At 70.7% G+C, this 19,458-nt stretch carries 17 protein-coding genes and 1 tRNA gene; 8 read left to right on the forward strand and 10 right to left on the reverse strand.

Annotated features, from left to right (window positions below; genetic code table 11):
- A partial coding sequence (locus EEJ42_RS15765; RefSeq protein WP_148081966.1) for an SAM-dependent methyltransferase occupies positions 1-1,018 on the forward strand: 1,018 nt, incomplete at its 5' end.
- Between the two features lie 130 nt (positions 1,019-1,148).
- On the opposite strand, the gene EEJ42_RS15770 is transcribed toward EEJ42_RS15765, so the two are convergent.
- Entirely contained in the window at positions 1,149-3,695 is a 2,547-nt protein-coding gene (locus tag EEJ42_RS15770; RefSeq protein WP_123100570.1) for an ABC transporter permease, read from the reverse strand.
- 75 nt (positions 3,696-3,770) lie between these two features.
- Positions 3,771-4,553 (reverse strand): ABC transporter ATP-binding protein, encoded by a 783-nt coding sequence (locus tag EEJ42_RS15775; protein ID WP_123100571.1) that lies wholly within the window; start codon positions 4,551-4,553, stop codon positions 3,771-3,773.
- 401 nt (positions 4,554-4,954) lie between these two features.
- Here EEJ42_RS15775 and EEJ42_RS15780 point away from each other — a divergent pair.
- Together EEJ42_RS15780 and EEJ42_RS15785 are read left to right on the forward strand one after the other, a co-directional pair.
- Positions 4,955-5,037: transfer RNA gene (locus EEJ42_RS15780), tRNA-Leu, on the forward strand.
- A 206-nt stretch (positions 5,038-5,243) separates the two neighbouring features.
- Positions 5,244-6,140: a Bax inhibitor-1/YccA family protein gene (locus EEJ42_RS15785; protein WP_123100572.1), complete on the forward strand. Its 897-nt coding sequence runs from the start codon at positions 5,244-5,246 to the stop codon at positions 6,138-6,140.
- Positions 6,141-6,304: 164 nt separating this feature from the next.
- Here the strand turns inward: EEJ42_RS15785 and EEJ42_RS15790 are convergent, their stop codons facing one another.
- Positions 6,305-6,535: a DUF4287 domain-containing protein gene (locus EEJ42_RS15790; protein ID WP_009717330.1), complete on the reverse strand. Its 231-nt coding sequence runs from the start codon at positions 6,533-6,535 to the stop codon at positions 6,305-6,307.
- Positions 6,536-6,658: 123 nt separating this feature from the next.
- Between EEJ42_RS15790 and EEJ42_RS15795 the strand changes: the two genes are divergently transcribed.
- Positions 6,659-6,988: a hypothetical protein gene (locus EEJ42_RS15795; RefSeq protein ID WP_123100597.1), complete on the forward strand. Its 330-nt coding sequence runs from the start codon at positions 6,659-6,661 to the stop codon at positions 6,986-6,988.
- A 20-nt stretch (positions 6,989-7,008) separates the two neighbouring features.
- Here the strand turns inward: EEJ42_RS15795 and EEJ42_RS15800 are convergent, their stop codons facing one another.
- The 3 genes from EEJ42_RS15800 to EEJ42_RS15810 all read right to left on the reverse strand — a co-directional run bounded on the left by EEJ42_RS15800 (position 7,009) and on the right by EEJ42_RS15810 (position 10,972).
- A complete protein-coding gene (locus EEJ42_RS15800) occupies positions 7,009-7,959 on the reverse strand; it encodes a hypothetical protein (protein ID WP_425472901.1) in 951 nt (316 codons plus the stop codon).
- Positions 7,960-8,200: 241 nt separating this feature from the next.
- Positions 8,201-9,421, reverse strand: a complete 1,221-nt coding sequence (locus EEJ42_RS15805; RefSeq protein ID WP_123100574.1) for an acetyl-CoA C-acetyltransferase — start codon at positions 9,419-9,421, stop codon at positions 8,201-8,203.
- Positions 9,422-9,964: 543 nt separating this feature from the next.
- On the reverse strand, positions 9,965-10,972 hold the full coding sequence (locus EEJ42_RS15810; protein ID WP_123100575.1) for an SGNH/GDSL hydrolase family protein: 1,008 nt from the start codon (positions 10,970-10,972) through the stop codon (positions 9,965-9,967).
- A gap of 190 nt (positions 10,973-11,162) precedes the next feature.
- Here EEJ42_RS15810 and EEJ42_RS15815 point away from each other — a divergent pair, with 190 nt between their 5' ends.
- On the forward strand, positions 11,163-12,548 hold the full coding sequence (locus tag EEJ42_RS15815; protein WP_123100576.1) for a cystathionine beta-synthase: 1,386 nt from the start codon (positions 11,163-11,165) through the stop codon (positions 12,546-12,548).
- A 255-nt stretch (positions 12,549-12,803) separates the two neighbouring features.
- Here the strand turns inward: EEJ42_RS15815 and EEJ42_RS15820 are convergent, their stop codons facing one another.
- Entirely contained in the window at positions 12,804-13,229 is a 426-nt protein-coding gene (locus EEJ42_RS15820) for a hypothetical protein (RefSeq protein WP_123100577.1), read from the reverse strand.
- An 87-nt stretch (positions 13,230-13,316) separates the two neighbouring features.
- Between EEJ42_RS15820 and EEJ42_RS15825 the strand changes: the two genes are divergently transcribed.
- Positions 13,317-14,705, forward strand: a complete 1,389-nt coding sequence (locus EEJ42_RS15825; RefSeq protein ID WP_123100578.1) for an acyl-CoA synthetase — start codon at positions 13,317-13,319, stop codon at positions 14,703-14,705.
- A gap of 106 nt (positions 14,706-14,811) precedes the next feature.
- Positions 14,812-15,087, forward strand: coding sequence for a hypothetical protein (locus tag EEJ42_RS15830; protein WP_123100579.1), 276 nt, complete (start codon positions 14,812-14,814; stop codon positions 15,085-15,087).
- A 180-nt stretch (positions 15,088-15,267) separates the two neighbouring features.
- Here the strand turns inward: EEJ42_RS15830 and EEJ42_RS15840 are convergent, their stop codons facing one another.
- Positions 15,268-15,843, reverse strand: a complete 576-nt coding sequence (locus EEJ42_RS15840) for a CGNR zinc finger domain-containing protein (RefSeq protein ID WP_123100580.1) — start codon at positions 15,841-15,843, stop codon at positions 15,268-15,270.
- A gap of 81 nt (positions 15,844-15,924) precedes the next feature.
- On the opposite strand from EEJ42_RS15840, the gene EEJ42_RS15845 reads away from it, so the two are divergent.
- Positions 15,925-17,097 (forward strand): epoxide hydrolase family protein, encoded by a 1,173-nt coding sequence (locus EEJ42_RS15845; RefSeq protein ID WP_123100581.1) that lies wholly within the window; start codon positions 15,925-15,927, stop codon positions 17,095-17,097.
- Here the strand turns inward: EEJ42_RS15845 and EEJ42_RS15850 are convergent.
- On the reverse strand, positions 17,048-18,484 hold the full coding sequence (locus EEJ42_RS15850; protein ID WP_123100582.1) for a purine-cytosine permease family protein: 1,437 nt from the start codon (positions 18,482-18,484) through the stop codon (positions 17,048-17,050). The genes EEJ42_RS15845 and EEJ42_RS15850 overlap by 50 nt on opposite strands.
- Positions 18,485-18,500: 16 nt before the next feature.
- Positions 18,501-19,439, reverse strand: a complete 939-nt coding sequence (locus tag EEJ42_RS15855; protein WP_123100583.1) for an ABC transporter substrate-binding protein — start codon at positions 19,437-19,439, stop codon at positions 18,501-18,503.
- Positions 19,440-19,458: the final 19 nt, after the last annotated feature.

Here is a 19,458-nt window from a genome sequence, read left to right on the forward strand (position 1 = left end):
CGCCGCGGCCCTGAAGGCCGCGCGCGACCCGAAGGTGCGCGCGGCCGTCCGCGATCTGGTGGCCCTCGCCGGACCCGGACTGCCGCCGGCCCCGCCGCGCGAGGAGGCGGGGGCGTCCCGCGGGCCGCTGCACACCCTGCGCCGCGACAAGAAGGCCATCAGCCACCACTACGACGTCGGCAACGACTTCTACGAGTTGGTGCTCGGCCCCTCGATGGTCTATTCGTGCGCGTACTGGGAAAGACCGGACACCACGCTGGAAGAGGCGCAGCGGGCCAAACTCGACCTGGTCTGCCGCAAGCTCGCGCTGGAGCCCGGGCAGCGGCTGCTGGACGTGGGGTGCGGCTGGGGCTCGATGGTGCTGCACGCGGCGCGCGAGTACGGGGTGCGGGCGGTCGGCATCACGCTCTCCGAGGAGCAGGCGTCGTACGCCCGTAAGCGCGTCGCGGACGCCGGGCTGACCGAGAAGATCGAGATCCGGGTGCAGGACTACCGCGAGATCGACGACGGTCCGTACGACGCGATTTCCTCGATCGGCATGGCCGAGCACGTGGGTTCCGTGCGGTACGCCGAGTACGCCGCCATCCTGCACCGGCTGCTGGTCCCCGGCGGGCGGCTGCTGAACCACCAGATCGCCCGGCGCCCCGAGCCGGACGAGGAGGCGTACCACGTGGACGAGTTCATCGACCGCTACGTCTTCCCCGACGGCGAACTGGCCCCCGTCGGCCGGACCGTGACCCAGCTGGAGGAGGCCGGGTTCGAGGTGCGCGACGTGGAGGCGCTCCGCGAGCACTACGCGCTCACCCTGCGCCGCTGGGTCGCCGGCCTGGAGCGGTCCTGGCCGGAGGCCGTCCGGCTGACCTCCCCGGGCCGGGCCCGGGTCTGGCGGCTCTACATGGCCGCCTCCGCCCTGTCGTTCGAACGCAACCGGATCGGCGTCAACCAGATCCTCGCCGTCCGTACGCCGGAGAGCGGCGCGTCCGGGCTGCCGCTGCGGACCCGGGACTGGCGCGGCTGACCGAACACGGAGCTTTCAGGACACAAAGCTGACAGGACACAGAGCTGACGGAACACAGAGCTGACCGAACACGGAACGGGCCTGATGCGCGGGAAGCGCATCAGGCCCGTTCGCGTCACTCCACGCCGCTCTACTCGGCCTTGATGGACTCCAGCATGTTGAGCTTGGCCGCCCGGCGCGCGGGCCACAGGGCCGCCAGCACGCCCACGACCGCGGCCATCGCCAGGAACAGGCCCATCCGGCCCCACGGCAGGACCAGTTCGTAGGTCGACAGACCGGTGGAGATCAGCTCACCGGCCGCCCAGCCGAAGAAGACGCCGAGGCCGATGCCGAGCACCCCGCCGAAGAGCGAGATGACCAGCGACTCCAGCCGCACCATCCGCTTGATGCCGCGCCGGTCCAGGCCGATGGCCCGCAGCATGCCGATCTCCTGCGACCGCTCGAAGACCGACATGGCCAGGGTGTTGATGACCCCGAGCACCGCGACGATCACGGCCATGGCCAGCAGGCCGTAGAGCATGTTCAGCATCAGGGTGAACAGCTTGGCGATGCTGTCGGAGATGTCCTTCTTGTTCTGGACCTGGAGGGCCGGGTTCTCGCCGAGGGCCTTGGTCAGCGCGTCCTTGTTGGCCTCGGTCGCCCCGCCCTTGGTCTTCAGCATCACCTGGAAGTCGGTGACGGTGGCCATGTGCGGGGTGATGGTGGCGGCGTCGACCATGACCCCGCGGATCATCTGGTTGCCCTCGTACACACCGCCGACGGTCAGCTTGGCGCTGCGGCCGTCCTGGTACGTCACGGGGATGGCCGAACCGACCTTCCAGTGGTTCTGGTCGGCGGTCTTGTCGTCGACGACGACCTTCTGCGCGCCGAAGCCGGAGAACGACCCGTGGAGGAACTCCACGCCGACCAGCTGCTTGATGGCCTTGGGGTTGACGCCCGTCAGGGAGTCGGTCTTGCCGCCGATCTTGGCCGGGGCCTGGCGCAGCGGGCTGACCGCGGTGACCTCGGGCTGCTTCTCCAGCTTCTTGGCCACGTCCGGGGACAGCGGCCGCGGCGCCCCGCCGGCGCCGCCCATGCTGACGACGTAGTCGGACTTCAGGCCGTCCGAAGCCATCTGGTTGATGCCCTTCTGGACACTGCCCGCGATCACGGTCATGCCGGTGATCAGGGTGAGGCCGACCATCAGCGCGGAGGCGGTGGCGGCGGTACGGCGCGGGTTGCGCACCGCGTTCTGCCGGGCGAGCTTGCCGGACATCCCGAACAGCCGCAGCACCGGGGCGGCGGCCGCGATCAGCGGCCGGGACAGCAGCGGGGTGAGCACGAACACGCCGATCACCAGGACCGCGGCGCCGAACGCCATCGGGCCCTTGCCGTCCATGCCCTGGCCGGAGCCGTACAGCACCAGCGCCACACCGGCCGCGCCGAGCAGCGCGCCGATCGTGTTCCGCACCACCAGGCCGCGGGTCGTCGGCGCCGCGTGCACGCTGCTCATGGCGGCGACCGGCGGGATCTTCGCGGCGCGGCGGCCCGGCAGCCAGGCGGCGAGCACGGTCACCACGACGCCGACGAGCAGCGACGCCGCCACGGTGGTGGGCTCGATGATCAGCGGCCCGTCCGGGACGGTGGCCCCGGTGGAGCTGAGCAGCGAGCGCAGCCCGGCGCCGATGCCGACACCGGCGGCCATACCCACGACGGCCGCGACGGCGCCGACGGCGGTGGCCTCGATCAGCACCGAGCGGGTCACCTGACGGCGACTCGCGCCGACCGCCCGCATCAGGGCCAGCTCCTTGGTGCGCTGGGCGACCAGCATGGTGAAGGTGTTGGCGATGATGAAGATGCCGACGAAGAGCGCGATCCCGGCGAAGACCAGCATGGCGGTCTGCATGCTGCTCATGCCCTGCTTGATCTGCTCGGCCTGGTCGTCGGCGAGCTTCTGGCCGGTGGCGGCCTGCGCGGTCTCGGGCAGGACCTTGTCGACCGCGGACTTCAGGGCGGCCTGCGAGGTCCCGGAGGCGGCCTTCACGTCGATCTCGTCGAACTGGCCGGGCTTGGCGAACAGCTTCTGCGCGGTGGCGTTGTCGTACAGCGCGAGGCTGCCGCCCGCCGCCACGTTGCCGTCGTCGGTGGTGAAGACGCCGGAGATCTTCTCGGTTCGCACCGGGCCGTTCACGGACACCCGGATGCTGTCACCGGCCTTGTAGTGGCCCTTCTCGGCGGACTTGGAGTCCAGCGCGATCTCGCCCGCGGCCTTGGGCGCGCGGCCCTCGGTCATCGTGTACCGCGGGTCCTTGCCGTCGGGGCCCGGGTAGTAGTTCCCGCCGAGGGTGGAGAAGCCGCCGCCGAGCAGCTCGCCGTTCCGGTCGGCGAGGGCGGTGTAGCCCTTGACGACACCGGTGGCGGAGGCGGCGCCGGGCACCTCGGCCGCCTTGTCGAGCACCTGCTGGCTGAGCCGCGGCGTGGGGCCGGGGACGCCGGAGCCGGTGTCGGACGTGTGCGGGGTGATGGCGACGTCGACGCCGTCGAAGCCCTTCTCGGAGCTCTTCTGGTAGGCGGCGGAGATGGTGTTGGTGAAGACCAGGGTGCCGGAGACGAAGGCCACGCCGAGCATGACGGCGAGGACGGTCATCAGCAGCCGGGCCTTGTGCGCAAGCACGTTGCGCAGGGCGGTACGGAGCATGGAAGTCAGTCCTGGGGAGGAAGAGAAGAGGTGCGGAGGCGTGAGCGGCGTGCGGTGACGGACGCGCGCCTCGCGTCAGCTCGTACGGCCCTTGGCGTCGAACCGCTTCATGCGGTCCAGCACCGAGTCGGCGGTCGGGTCCAGCAGCTCGTCCACGATCCGGCCGTCGGCGAGGAAGACCACCCGGTCGGCGTAGGCCGCGGCGACCGGATCGTGGGTCACCATGACCACGGTCTGGCCGAGTTCGCGCACCGAGTTGCGGAGGAAGCCCAGCACCTCGGCGCCGGAGCGGGAGTCCAGGTTTCCGGTGGGCTCGTCCGCGAAGATGATCTCGGGCTTGCCGGCCAGCGCGCGGGCCACGGCGACGCGCTGCTGCTGACCGCCGGAGAGCTGGCTGGGGCGGTGCTTGAGCCGCCCGGCCAGACCGACCGTCTCCACGACCTGGTCCAGCCACTTCGGGTCGGCCTTGCGGCCCGCGATGTCCATCGGCAGGGTGATGTTCTCCAGCGCGTTCAGCGTCGGCAGCAGGTTGAACGCCTGGAAGATGAACCCGATCTTGTCGCGGCGCAGTTGGGTGAGCTTCTTGTCCTTCAGGGCCGTCAGCTCGACGTCACCGATGCGGGCCGAGCCGCTGGAGACGGAGTCCAGGCCGGCCATGCAGTGCATCAGCGTCGACTTGCCCGAACCCGAGGGGCCCATGATCGCGGTGAACTCGGCTTGCCGGAACTCGACGGAGACGGCGTCCAGAGCGACGACCTGCGTCTCCCCCTGTCCGTAGACCTTGGAGAGGTCCGTTGCTCGGGCCGCCGCCGTCGTCGAACGGGCGGCGGTCTCGACGCCGGGAGTGGTGGTGGTCACGGTGCGGAGCTCCTGTCGTGCGGTGCGGTCGGCCGGGGACGTCCCTCCATCGTCCTTGCCGTAAAGGGGGACGGGATCCCTCGCTCCTCCGGTTCTGCGCGCGACTCGGGTCGTACGCGCGCCGGACCGGAGTCCTCCTTGGGTAGGAGAGGACCCCCGAATGGGGGCATCGAGATTGCGTCAATCCGCCGTCAAAGGGGTCACAGGGCATATAAGCAGGTCCGGCGGGCGCCGGCATCGGCGGGTACCCTGACCCACTGCTGATGGGCCCTCAGTTGCCAATAAAATAAGACAACCTCGGTCCGGTGGTTCGCTGTTCGGGTCCATCGGCCCGGATAGGCTCGTGCTGCTCTCCTATGGGGAGGGAAGTACGCACCTCGTACGTCCCAGGGTGAGCCGCTGCCCGGATGGTGGAATGCAGACACGGCGAGCTTAAACCTCGCTGCCCCTCGCGGGCGTACCGGTTCAAGTCCGGTTCCGGGCACCTCCAGATCTCGTGGACGCACTCTGCGTGCGTGGCCGGTCGCCCACCGTGCGACCAGGGCCCGCGCCCGGTCCCGCACCGGCTCCCGGGGGACCTCGCGCTGTCCGGGCACGCGTGAAAAGATCCTCCTTGGGCACTAGGGTGCTTTCTTTGCTTACCCATTACTCTTGAGTCAAGGTCGCGCAGGGCGGCCATGGAGGAGTGAGATGAGGAGCAGCAACCCGGTCTTCTCGCGACGGGGGTTCAGCCGCAGCGGCGGCTACGCCGGCTTCGGCGCGGCCCAGCAGGCCGGGGGCCCCGCCGCAGTCCAGGGCAACCCGTACGCGGGCACCAATCCGTACGCGCAGACGCAAGCGGCACCGACCAACCCCTATGCGGCCGGTGGCCAGCAGAACCTGACGCCCGAACAGCTCCAGCAGATGTACGGAGCGCCCCCGGCCGGTCAGCAGACCGGCCGGATGACGATGGACGACGTCGTCATGCGCACCGGCATGACGCTGGGCACCGTGGTCGTCGCGGCCGCCGTCGCCTGGATCGCGCACCTTCCCATCGGTGCGGGCATCGGCGCCGCGCTGGTCGCGATGGTGCTGGGTCTGGTGCAGGCGTTCAAGCGCACGCCCTCGCCCGCGCTCATCCTGGGGTACGCCGCCTTCGAGGGGCTCTTCCTCGGCGTCATCAGCCAGGTCTACAACGAGCGCTGGGCCGGCGCCCCGATGCAGGCCGTCCTCGGCACGATGGCCGTCTTCATCGGTGTGCTCGCCGCGTACAAGACCCGGCTCATCCGGGTGAACGCGCGCTTTCAGCGCTTCGTGCTCGCGGCGGCCATCGGCTTCATCCTGCTGATGGCGGTCAACCTGCTGTTCGCCGCCTTCGGCGGCGGTGACGGCCTGGGCTTCCGCAGCGGTGGCCTCGGCATCGCCTTCGGGATCATCGGCGTCGTGCTCGGTGCCGCGTTCCTGGCGATGGACTTCAAGCAGGTCGAGGACGGCGTCCGGTACGGCGCTCCGCGCGAGGAATCCTGGCTGGCCGCGTTCGGTCTGACGCTGTCGCTGGTGTGGATCTACCTGGAGCTTCTCCGGCTGATCTCCATCTTCAGGGACTAGCGCGGGGGACCGGCGTCCGGGGGACCTCAGGCGCCCCCGCCGCCCCCGTAACAGCCGAAGGGCCCGTGGAGGCAATTGCCTCCACGGGCCCTTCGCCGTCTGCGGTATAAGCCGCTCTCGTGTCGTGCCCCTCTGTGGTACACGCTCTGCCTCCGGGCGGCGGGCTACAGCAGCTTGCGCGCCGCACGCCTCAGGTCGTGTTCGTGGATGATCGCTTTGGCGTGCCCATAGGCGAGCTGGTGCTCGCCCCGCAGCCAGCTGACCTTCTCCTCGAAGCGGAAGAAGGCGGGACCTTCGTCTACCGTGCGCAGCCAGTCGGCAATCTCACGGCCGGTGCATTGGGGGATGCGGGAGAGTAGGTTCCGGTGAGTCTCGTCGGAGAAGATCTGGGACATCGGCGCCTCCGGACGCGTCCATTCCGGACCCGGATTCAATCACCCGGGTGGGGTCCTTCAGCTCACCGTGCCTGAGTGTTCGGCCGTTGGCAACAGTCCGTGGGTGGCGCATACGCTCACGGCGTGGATGATGCGACCCCTTTGCTGACCGCCGTCGACCGTCTCGCCGACCGGCTGCGCGCCCTCCCGCAGTCCCGGCTGCGCCAGGGCGCCGCGGCCGAAGGACTGGCTCTGGCGAGGGAATTGTCGGTGCGGGCCCAGCGTCTGGAGGAGCCCGGGACCCCGCCGCGGATCATGCCGGACGCGGGGATTTTCATGATCGCCGACCAGGTAGCGGTGGCCGGTCATGATTTGGTGCACGCGCTGGAGCGCGCGCCGGGTGGCGCCGCTGAGGCGGGGGCCGCCGAGGCGGTGGCGCTCGTCGAGGCGGCGGCCGGGCGCTGCGGCCTCTGAGGCGGGTTACGCGTTCCTGTTCACAGCGACGCGATGACGCGGTCGGCGAGGACGTACACGTTCTCGTCCCCGCAGCCGAACGTGAGCGCGTACGCGCCCGAGACGCCCGAGCCGCCGAGCAGCACCGGGGCGGTGCCCTCGCGCAGCGCGTCCGCCAGCCGCTCGGCCGTCTCCCGGTGGCCGGGGGTCATGCAGATCGTGGTGCCGTCGGCGAAGACGTACACGTCGAGCGTGCCCAGCGGGCCGGGGCGTACGTCCGCCAGCGGGGTACGGGCCTCCGCCAGCTCGGTCAGCCGGGCCACGGTCCGGTCGTGGTCGGCGACCGGCGACGAGGGCGTGAAGTCGGGGTGCGAGGGGTGGCGGCGGCGCGCGGCGGCCAGCTCGGGCGACTCGACGGCCTCGGCCTCCTGGTCCGTCTCGACGCCGACCTCCGCGCCGATCTCGGCACCCACCTCGGCGCCGACCTCCAGCTCCATCGGCTCCTCCGGCTCCTGCTCCCCGGCGGAGTCGCGGACGTCAGGCCCCAGCGCGTCCAGGCCGAGCAGCGGCTCCAGACCGGCCAGATCCGCCTGGCGCGGCACGAAGAGCTGCGCGTCGTGCGGTGCGTCGTGCGGGGAGTCCTCGCCGAGCCCGGTCATCCCGCCGAGCAGCGAGGGGGCGTCGGACGACCCGGCCGAGTCCCGGGCCTCCTGGGCGGCCCAGAACGCCCGGGCCTCCGCCAGCTCCCGCTCCCGCTCCTCGGCGAGCGCGTCGGCGACGGCCGCCCGTATCTCGGCGGCGGGGGTGGTGCGGGCGGCGGGCACCGTGACGGCGTCCTCCCCGGACCGGTCCGCCCGACCGGCCGCGGCGACCGTGGCGGCCAGCTCGGCGCGCAGCTCCGTGATCTGCCGCCGCACGGCGCGCGCGGTGTGCAGCGCGGCGGCGCCGGTGGCCGTGGCGGCCAGCGCGGCCAGCAGGAGGGCAAGGGTCATGGGGCTCACTGACGTAACTCCCGGTTGCTGTCGATCCCCCGAATTCCTACCTCAGCTTGACTCGGTTCGCCTCTCGGCGTCAGTGCAGGAGGCCGCGGAGCGGACCGAAGTCCATGCCCGGAAGGGGGCCGTCCACCGTCCCTGAGCTGGGGAGACGGGGCTCCCCCAGGACGTTGGTCACATCCTGGGGGAGATTGGGTCACAACTCGCGATCGGGCCGTGTATCCGCGCGGAACGCGGCTCAGCTCAGCCGCTCGATGACCATCGCCATGCCCTGGCCGCCACCCACGCACATGGTCTCGAGACCGAACTGCTTGTCGTGGAACTGGAGCGAGTTGATCAGCGTGCCGGTGATGCGGGCGCCGGTCATGCCGAACGGGTGGCCCACCGCGATCGCGCCCCCGTTGACGTTGAGCCGGTCCAGGTCGATTCCGAGGTCCCGGTAGGACGGGATGACCTGGGCGGCGAACGCCTCGTTGATCTCCACCAGGTCGATGTCCCCGATCGCCAGCCCGGCCCGGGCCAGCGCCTGCTTGGACGCCTCGACCGGTCCGTACCCCATGATCTCGGGGGAGAGGCCGGAGACGCCCGTGGACACGATCCGGGCCAGCGGGGTGATGCCCAGCTCGCGCGCCTTGGTGTCGGACATGATCACGAGCGCGGCGGCGCCGTCGTTGAGCGGGCAGCAGTTGCCCGCGGTGACCAGCCCGTCGGGCCGGAACACCGGCTTGAGGCCCTGTACGCCCTCCAGCGTCGTCCCCGCGCGCGGCCCGTCGTCCGTGGCCACCACCGTGCCGTCCGGGGTCGTCACAGGGGTGATCTCGCGCTCCCAGAAGCCCTTCTTGATGGCCTCCTCGGCGAGGTTCTGGGACCGCACGCCGAACGCGTCCATGTCCTCGCGGGTGATCCCCTTGAGCCGGGCCAGGTTCTCGGCGGTCTGCCCCATGGCGATGTACGCGTCGGGGATCAGCCCGTCCTCGCGCGGGTCGTGCCAGTCGGTGCCCTCCTGCTCGGCCCGTGCGGCGGTACGGGCCTCGGCGTCGGCGAACACCGGGTTGTGGGTGTCCGGCATCCCGTCCGAGGAGCCCTTGACGCTGCGCGACACCATCTCGACGCCCGCCGAGATGAACACGTCCCCCTCACCCGCCTTGATGGCGTGCAGCGCCATCCGCGAGGTCTGGAGCGAGGACGAACAGTAACGGGTGATCGTGCACCCCGGCAGATGGTCCATCCCCATCTGCACGGCCACGATCCGCCCCAGGTTGTGCCCCTGCTCCCCACCCGGCAGACCACACCCGAGCATCAGATCGTCGATCTCCCGCGGATCCAGCTGGGGAACCTTGGCGAGCGCGGCCTGGATGATCTCGGCGGTCAGGTCGTCGGGCCGCAGGTCCTTGAGCGACCCCTTGAAGGCGCGGCCGATGGGCGAACGGGCGGCAGAGACGATCACGGCTTCGGGCATCACGGCTCCATGGGGCGGATCGGGGGTGCGACGTCGGACTGTGAGGGAAGTTACCCGCACGTAGAGCAGGGGTCACGGGGCGAGTGCTGTGACGCGGAACTCTTTTTCCTAAGCGTACGCTCAGCCGCCGCCACCACCCACCGGAATCGCGATTCCGGGGCCCGGAGATGCCCCCCAGCCCCGGCCGGGACGTCCCAGCGAGGTGCGGGGTGCGGGGCGGAGGTGCCCCACGCCCAGTCCCGGCCGGGACATCCCGGCGAGGTGCGGGGTGCGGGGGCGGAGGTGCCCCATCCCCAGCCCCGGCCGGGACATCCCGGCGAGGCGCGGGGTGCGGGGCGGAGGTGCCCCACGCCTGGTCCCGGCCGGGACATCTCAGCGAGGTGCGGGGTGCGGGGCGGAGATGCCCCACCCCCAGCCCCTCCGGCGTTTGAGGAGCGGGGTCCAGGGGCGGAGCCCCGGCGGGGGTGCAGGGGGCGGAGCCCCCGCCCGGGGCCCGGGGCGGAGCCCCGGTTCGGGAAGGGGCGGGGTGGGGAACAAACCCCCTCAGTGCGTCACCGGGGGGACAGGGGTGGTGCCCTCCGCCGCACCCTCCCCGGCCGGCTGCCGCCGCCGCAACAGCCGGGCCCACGGCCCACGGGCAGCCGTCACCTCGGTACCACCCTCCGCCGCGGCCGCGGCCGCCGCCGTGGCCACCGGCAGGATGCCCTCGTCGCGCGTCTCCGGCGCCTCCTCCGGCCACAACCCGAGCGCGTCGCACAACGTCGGCAGCACGGCCATCGCGGCCGTGGCGTACCCCTCCGCCGAGGGGTGGTAGTTGTCCGGCCCGAACAGCTCCCGCGGATTGGCCGCGAACTCCGGCCCCAGCAGGTCGCCGAGCGACACCGTACGGCCGCCCTGCTCCACGACCCCGATCGTCTGCGCCGCCGCCAGCTGACGGCTCAACCGGCGCGCGACGAAGCGCAGGGGCTGGTAGACGGGCTCGATGGTGCCCAGGTCGGGGCAGGTGCCGACCACGACCTCGCACCCGGCCTCGCGCAGCCTCCGCACCGCCTCCGACAGCAGCCGCACCGACTGCGCGGGCGGCATCCGCCCGGTGACGTCGTTCGCGCCGATCATGATGACGCAGACGTCCGGCAGCTGCTCCGGGTCCTCCAGCACCAGCGTGACCTGCCGTTCCAGATCGCTGGACTGCGCCCCCGGGAGCGCCACGTTCCGCAGGTCCACCGGGCGCTCCGCCACCGCCGCGAGCCCGGAGGCCAGCAGCGCGCCCGGCGTTTGACTAGGGCGGTGGACGCCCTGTCCGGCGGCCGTGGAGTCGCCGAGAAAGGCCAGCCGCAGAGGTGGCTGGCCGGTCCTTCGGGCGAAGGCGAAGCCGTAGCGGCCGTCCGCGCGCGGCGGAGCCTCCTCCGACCCGCCCACGATCCGTTTCGCCAGGGAGACCTCGGTGAGCAACAGCACGGCGGTCACCCCGCCCAGCAGCCCGATCCCGCCGCCCCCGTACGCCGCCGCGGCCGCGATCCGCCGCGCAACCCTCGCCCTCGACATCGACATGGGTCCAGCCCACCTCCGTCCGCACGCCTTCTGTACCTTTGTACGCCTTGCTAACCACTTGGTGCCCCCTGCGTGCCTGACCACAACCGCGCGGGTCGGTGGGCGGGTCCGCGCAATAAGCTGGCTCTAAGGGCCCGCGACGCGGCCGTCCCGACGCGGAGATCCCGCGGATTCCGGACCAGGAGCAGGCGTGCAGTACTACGAATCGATGATTGAGCTGGTCGGCAACACCCCGCTGGTGAAGCTCAACACCGTGACCGAAGGCATCCGGGCGACCGTCCTGGCCAAGGTCGAATACTTCAACCCCGGCGGCTCGGTGAAGGACCGCATCGCGGTCCGGATGATCGAGGCGGCGGAGGCGTCCGGCGCGCTGAAGCCCGGCGGCACGATCGTCGAGCCGACCTCCGGCAACACCGGCGTGGGCCTCGCGATGGTGGCCCAGCGCAAGGGCTACAAGTGCGTCTTCGTCTGCCCGGACAAGGTCTCCACCGACAAGATCAACGTGCTGCGGGCGTACGGCGCCGAGGTCGTCGTCTGCCCGACCGCCGTCGACCCCGAGCACCCCGACTCGTACTACAACGTCTCCGACCGCCTGGTGCGCGAGACCCCCGGCGCCTGGAAGCCCGACCAGTACAGCAACCCCGACAACCCGCGCTCCCACTACGAGAGCACCGGCCCCGAGCTGTGGGAGCAGACCGACGGGAAGATCACCCACTTCGTGGCGGGCGTCGGCACCGGCGGCACCATCAGCGGCACCGGCCGCTACCTGAAGGACGTGAGCGACGGCCGGGTCAAGGTCATCGGCGCCGACCCCGAGGGCTCCGTCTACTCCGGCGGCACCGGGCGCCCGTACCTCATCGAGGGCGTCGGCGAGGACTTCTGGCCCAGCGCGTACGACCGGACCGTCGCCGACGAGATCGTCGCCGTCTCCGACAAGGACGCCTTCCAGATGACCCGGCGGCTCGCCAAGGAGGAAGGGCTGCTGGTCGGCGGCTCCTGCGGCATGGCGGTCGTCGGCGCGCTCAAGGTCGCCGAGAACCTCGGCCCGGACGACGTGGTCGTCGTGCTGCTCCCGGACAGCGGCCGCGGCTACCTCTCCAAGATCTTCAACGACGAATGGATGGCGGACTACGGCTTCCTGGAGGAGGACGGCCCGTCCGTGCGCGTCGGCGACGTCCTCCAGGGCAAGGCGGGCGGGCTGCCGTCGCTCGTCCACATGCACCCCGACGAGACCGTCGGGGAGGCCATCGAGGTCCTGCGGGAGTACGGCGTCTCGCAGATGCCCATCGTGAAGCCCGGCGCCGGCCACCCCGACGTGATGGCCGCCGAGGTCATCGGCTCGGTCGTGGAACGCGAGCTGCTGGACGCCCTGTTCGCCCAGCGCGCCTCCCTCGGCGACTCCCTGGAGAAGCACATGAGCCCGCCCCTGCCGCACGTCGGCTCGGGTGAGGCGGTCGAGGACCTGATGGCCGTCCTGGGCCGGGCGGACGCGGCGGTCGTGCTGGTGGAGGGCAAGCCCAAGGGGGTCGTGAGCCGTCAGGACCTGCTCGCGTACCTCGCCAACGGCACGAAGTGACCCCGGAGTTCGGGCTTCGGTGAAGTGGTACGTGAGCGTCACGCGCACGCAGCACAGCGTTAACACTGCCCCGGCAGATTAGGGGATGTCGGAAAGGACGACACCGACACCCAAGGATGCGGCGACCAGGACATCCGGAGCGGCTCCCGGACCTCCACAGTCGCCCGGAACGCGGGCTACCGCGTTCCTCGCGGGAACCGCCGTCGTCCCGCCCTCGGCACTACGCCGGGGTGCGGCGGTTCCCGCGCTTTCCCTTCACTTCCGGTGTTCCCGGTGCTCCCGGCGGAACCGGGAGAAGAAGCCCAGCGAGTGGACCGCGTTGACGCCGACGATCCCGGCCCAGGTGATCAGCAGCCCGGACTCCCCGGCGTTGACCGCGCCGATCGCCGACAGCGGTATCGCGAGCACCAGGGAGACCCCGACGAAGGCGAACCGCTCGCCGAGCCCCACGCCCGCTGCCTCCCCGTCCCCGCCCGCGTACGGGCGCGCGCCGCGCGCTGCGGCCATCTGACGCTCGGCCTGCTGCCGCCGCAGATCCCGGTCCGCCGTATCGTTGAAGCGCTGCTGGACCTTCTCCAGGAAGGCGTCGATCAGTTCGGACTCGTACTCCGCGCCCAGCTCCTTGCGGGCCTGGAGGGTCGCGTCGAGTTCCCTTTTCAGCTCCGGGTCATGGGCGTCCATGGGTACGAAGGTACGGTCACGGGGACGCTGAAGTCGGTAGGGCTAGCCCCCCACGAAAGGCGCAGGGGGCCGAAAGGAGTCAGTTCCGTGACCGCACCTCTCCTCTCCTCCCTCGCCGCGCCGGGTGGTGACCGCCCCGACGCGCTCACCGTCGGCGGCCGTGCCCTCTCGCGCGAGGACCTGCTGGGCGCCGCGGGCGCGGTGGCCGCCCGGGTGGCCGGGGCGCCGGTCGTCGCGGTCCGGGCGACCGCGACCGCGGAGACGGTGACGGCGGTGGTCGGCGCGCTGCTCGCCGGGGTGCCCGTGGTCCCCGTACCGCCGGACTCCGGACCCGCCGAACGGGACCACATCCTGCGTGACTCGGGCGCCGCCCTGCTGCTGACCGGCGACGTGTCGGCTGCTTCCGAGGCGCCCATCGAGACGGTGCCCGTGGACCTGACCGAGCGGGCGGCCTGGACGAAGCCGGAGCCCGACCCGGAGTCCACCGCCCTCATCCTCTACACCTCCGGCACCACGGGCGCGCCCAAGGGCGCCCTGATCTCGCGCCGCGCGGTCGCCGCAGACCTGGACGGGCTGGCCGAGGCCTGGGCCTGGACGGCGGACGACACCCTGGTCCACGGCCTGCCGCTGTTCCACGTCCACGGCCTGGTGCTCGGCGTACTCGGCGCCCTCCGCACCGGCAGCCGCCTCGTCCACACCGGCAAGCCGACCCCGGCGGCCTACGCGGCGGCGGGCGGCAGCCTCTACTTCGGCGTCCCCACGGTCTGGAACCGCGTCGTCCAGGACCCCGAGTCCGCCCGCGCCCTGTCCGCCGCCCGCCTCCTGGTCTCCGGCTCCGCGCCGCTGCCCGCCCCGGTCTTCCGCGACCTGGAGCAGCTCACCGGCCAGCGCCCGGTCGAGCGCTACGGCATGACCGAAAGCCTCATCACCATCTCCACCCGCGCCGGCGGCGAACGCCGCCCCGGCTCCGTCGGCACCCCGATCACCGGCATCCAGACCCGGATCGTCGCCGAGGAGGGCGCCGAGATCGGCGAACTCCAGCTCACCGGCCCCACCCTCTTCGACGGTTACCTGAACCGCCCCGAGGCCACCACCGATGCGTACACCGACGACGGCTGGTTCCGCACCGGCGACATCGCCGCCGTCGACCCGGACGGCTTCCACCGCATCGTCGGCCGCGCCTCCACCGACATGATCAAGTCCGGCGGCTACCGCATCGGCGCCGGCGAGGTCGAGAACGCCCTCCTCGACCACCCCGCCGTCCACGAGGCCGCGGTCGTCGGCGCCCCCCACGACGACCTCGGCCAGCAGATCGTCGCGTACGTCGTCGCCGACGGCATCGGCGAACAGGACCTGATCGACTTCGTCGCCACCCAGCTCTCCGTCCACAAACGCCCCCGCAAGGTCCGCTTCCTGGACGCCCTCCCCCGAAACGCCATGGGCAAGCCCCAGAAGAAGCTCCTGCCCCCGGCCTGACCCCGGCCGACCTCTCGGCCGGGGCTCCCCGGCTCCATTGCCACCCGTGAACTCCCTGTCTACCGTTGGCGATTCCGGACAGACGGATGACTGACTGGAGAGACCGATGGCCCGCGCCTGGGAAGCCGACCCGTCCGCATCGTTCGCGCGCCGATTGGGAAAATCGGCGCGCGAACTCGGTAAGACCGGAGGGCGCGACGGATGCCCCGACATCTGGCAGCTCGACAACGGTGACATCGCGGTCATCGGCCGCGACCTCATCGACGCCTATCGCGCGAAGCTCCCCGAGGACGCCAGCATCGCCCCGGACGAGCGCCTCGTCGTCATTCCGGGCGCCACCCTGAGCGCCGCGAAGCCGGATATACCCGACGCACGGGCTTGACGGCCCCGCGCCCCTGCCGCGAGTCGGTCACTCCGGTGGAACGCAGTAGCGCTCCAGGGTCGCCTTCGACGTCGAGGTGTCCATCAGGCGCAGCTCCCACGGTCCGGTGCCGTTGGGGTGCACCCAACGCGACAGATGTGTCGCAGGCGTGGGGCCCACTTGGATGTACCGAGGTAACGATCACTCGGCTGATCTGGGGCTTTTGCGCTGGTTGGCATGGAAGCGCGCTTTCTTCTGGCGATTCCCACACGTGTTCATGTCACACCATTTGCGAGTGCGGCTTTGGCTGGTGTCGAAGAAGGCGGCTTGGCAGGTTGGTGATGCACACAAGGCCAATCTTCCGTCTCGTTCGCCTGCGATGATGCTGATCGCGTCGGCGGCGATCACGCCGAGGGCATCTTCCACGCAGGAAGCCGAGCTGAGCTGCCATCGCCGCTTTCCCTCGGGTGTCAGGATCGCCGCGGCCCGACCCTGAGCGCTGCGGTCATTGATGACGTGGACGGCAGGCGCGGGGAGAGCGTCCTGGAGCGCGGCCGCTGTCGCGGCGGCGTGAATCGACTCCCTCAGTTCCCGGGCGCGGTCGAGCTGGGCAGTGGTGCAGGAGTCCACGGCGAGGCCGTTCACTGCCAGCCAGTCGATGAGTCGCTGCGGCGTGGGAATGCGCTCCACGGCGTTGCCATGACGCTCCGACAGAGTCCCCGTGAAGCTGGTCGCCAGCACGCTACCGAGGCGGAAGTCAGGGAATCCAGCACGCATGGAACCACCTTAGAGGGTTGCGGCGTGGTTCGGACAGTGCTAGAACCATCTTAGACGGTTCCACGATGGCCAGGAGGTCTCATGCCCCGTCTGACCAGCGACGTACAAGCATTCGAAGCCCACGCAACTGACGCTGACCTCGACGATCTGCGCGCGCGACTGGCCGCGGCGCGACTACCGGAGACTGAGACGGTCCATCGCGCCGCGCCCGACCCTCGCCGATGGGAACAGGGCGTTCCGCTCGCCGACCTCGTCGATGTCGTGAACTACTGGCGCACCGGGTACGACTGGCGGTCGTTCGAAGAGCGCCTCAACCGCGTCGGCCAGTTCCGCACGACCATTGATGGTCTGGGAATCCACTTCCTGCACCGCCGATCCGCGCGCGCGGATGCCACTCCTCTGATCTTGACGCACGGCTGGCCGGACAGCATTGCTCGGTTCATCGATGTCGTGGACGAGCTGGCAGATCCGAAAGATGCAGACGCGCCGGCGTTCCACGTCGTGGTCCCGTCGCTGCCAGGCTTTGGTTACAGCGACAAGCCGGCCACCACCGGGTGGGGAACCGAAAAGATCGCGGCCGCATGGGTGGAGCTGATGGGAAGGCTCGGCTACAGCAAATTCGTAGCCCACGGCGGCGACTGGGGAGGTAATATCACCACGGTTCTCGGCGGCAGGTTCCCGGCGCACGTTCTCGGCATCCACACAACGTTCGCGGAGGCGCCGCCCGGGTTGACAACGGACGGGCTGACGGCGGTCGAGCGCGAGTGGGCCGAGGAAACCCGCGATTTCTGGCGCCACCGCGCGGCGTACGCGAAGCAGCAGGCGACCCGACCGCAGACCATCGGCTACTCGCTCGTCGACTCACCGGTCGGGCTTCTCGCCTGGATCCTCGACAAGTTCGCTGAGTGGACAGACACCGAAGACAGCCCGTTCGAGGCGATTTCCAGAGACAGGGTTCTCGACAACGTCACCCTGTATTGGCTGACGCGGACCGGCGCATCGGCGGCCCGCATTTACTACGAAAGCCACAACTCGCTGGACCCCGAACTTCGGGTCGACGTCCCGTCGGCACTCAGTATGTATCCCCGCGACGTCGAGAAGTGTCCGCGCCCCTGGGCACAGGAGCGGTACCGACAGATCGTCCGATGGAGGTCACCTGAAATCGGGGGGCATTTCCCGTCGCTGGAGGTTCCCGAGTATTTCGTCAAAGATCTGCAAGAGGGCCTCGCGGCAGTGCTGGCCGCTCATCGATGATCATGCGGTCCGGGACGTGGGCGGTGTCGCGGCGGGCCAGGGCCCAGTAGAGGGCGGCGGGGATGGCGAGGCCGATGAGCCAGGAGATGTCGGCGCCGCCCAGGGGGGTGACGAGGGGGCCGGTGTAGAAGTGGGTGGACAGGAAGGGGAGTTGGGCGAGGACGCCGAGGGCGTAGGTGGTGAGGGCCTTCCAGCGCCAGGCGCCGTAGCGGCCGTGGGGGTCGCTGAGGGCCGGGATGTCGTAGCGCTCCTTGGCGATGGCGTAGTAGTCGACGAGGTTGATCGCGCTCCACGGGGTGAAGAAGGTCAGCAGGAACAGCAGGAAGTCCTTGAAGGAGGACAGGAAGCTGTCCTTGCCCAGGAGGGCGACCGCGGTGCCCGCGACCATGATCCCGGCGATGTAGGCGGTTCGCCCGCGAGGGGAGAGGGTGGCGTGGCCGCGGAAGCCGCTGACGCTGGTCACCATCGACATGAAGCCGCCGTAGGTGTTGAGGACGTTGATCGTCAGCTTGCCCAGCGCGATGACGAAGTAGAGCAGTGAGGTGATCAGGGCCGCGCCGCCGCCGAGGCCGACGACGTACGAGACCTCGTGGCCGACGAAGGCGTCGCCCGCGGCGGCGGCCGCGAGGGCGCCGAAGGTCATGGACCACTGGGAGCCGAGGACGGTGCCCGCGAGGGTCCAGGAGAAGGTGGCTCGGGCCGAGGTGGTGCGCGGCAGGTAGCGGGAGTAGTCGGCGACGTACGGACCGAAGGCGAGCTGCCAGGAGGCGGAGAGCGACACCGCGAGGAGGAAGAGCGGGAAGTCGAAGCTCCGGTCGTGGAGGAGGGCGGCCAGGTCGGCGCGGTCCAGCAGCCGGATGCCCAGGTAGACGAAGGCCAGGGCGCAGACCACGCCCGCGATCCGGCCCAGGGTGTGGATCAGCCGGTAGCCGACGGCGGCGGCCGCGGCGGTGAGCAGGGCGAAGAGGACGATGCCGGTCGTGTCGCCGAGGTGGGTGAGCTCGCCGACGGCCTGGCCCGCCAGCACGCTGCCGCTGGCGAAGAAGCCCACGTACATGACGATGACCAGCAGCAGCGGGACGATCGCGCCGCGGACCCCGAACTGGGCCCGGGAGGAGATCATCTGGGGGAGGCCGAGCCGTGGTCCCTGGGCGGAGTGGAGCGCCATGACGGCTCCGCCGAGGACGTTGCCGACCAGCAGGGCGATGACCGACCAGAAGGCGCCCACGCCGAAGACGACGGCCAGGGCGCCGGTCACGACGGCGGTGATCTGGAGGTTCGCGCCGAGCCACAGCGTGAACTGGCTGAAGGCGGTGCCATGGCGTTCCGCGTCGGGGACGACGTCGATCGAGCGCTGCTCGACCAGGGATGCGGGGGATGGGGGCATGCGGATCCTCCCGCCGCTACTTCTTGGTGAGGCCGTGGTCGGCGGCCCAGTCGGCGGCCACCTCGTCCGGGTCCTTCTTCTCCTTGTCGACCAGCTCGTTGAGCCGGGCCAGTTCGTGGGTGGTGAGGGCGACGCCCAGTTTGGCCAGGGCCTTGCGGACCTTGGTGTCGGCCTTGGCGCTGCGGATGACGGGGACGATGTGCTGGGCGGGGATGAGGGCCTTGGGGTCGGCGAGGATGACCCAGCCGTTGGCCTCGATGTCGGGGTCGGTGGAGAAGAGGTTCGCGACGTCGACGTCGCCCTTCTTCAGGGCGCCCTTGACCAGGGGGCCGGAGGCGTCGAGGGCCTTGAACTCCTTGAAGGTGACGCCGTAGCGGTTCTTGAGGCCGACCAGGCCGACGACCCGGTTCTTGTCCTCCGCGGGGCCGCCGAAGACGAGTTTGCCGTTCTGCTTCTTCAAGTCGGAGAAGCTGCGCAGGCCGTGCTTCTCGGCGGTTTCGCGGGTGACGCAGAAGACGTCCTTGTCCTCGGCGGCCGCGTACGAGAGGGCTTCGAGGCCGGTGGGGAGGGCGACGGTGAGGGCGTTCTGGAGGTCGCCCGCCTGGGTTTGGGGGGCCTTGTCGTCGAAGTGGAGGAGCAGGTTGCCCTGGTACTCGGGGAGCAGGTCGATGTCGCCCTGGCGGAGGGCGGGGATGACGATTTCGCGGGAGCCGAGGTTGGGGCGGACGCTCGTCTTGACCCCGGCGCCGCTCAGGGCCTCGGCGTAGAGGTAGCCGAGGAGCTGGTTCTCGGTGAAGTTGGCGGTGCCGATGACGAGTCCGCCCGCGCTGCTGCCGCCGCCCTGGCCGCCCCCGGCGCCGTCGCCCTTCAGGGAGGTGATGCCGCCGCTGCACGCGGCGAGGGTGGGCACGGACGCGCCGGCGAGCAGGCCGCCGAGCAGTTTCCTGCGGTTCATGGGTCTCCTTGGGGGCTGT

The organism is Streptomyces botrytidirepellens (genome assembly GCF_003721215.1).
Classification (GTDB): Bacteria; Actinomycetota; Actinomycetes; order Streptomycetales; family Streptomycetaceae; genus Streptomyces; species Streptomyces himastatinicus.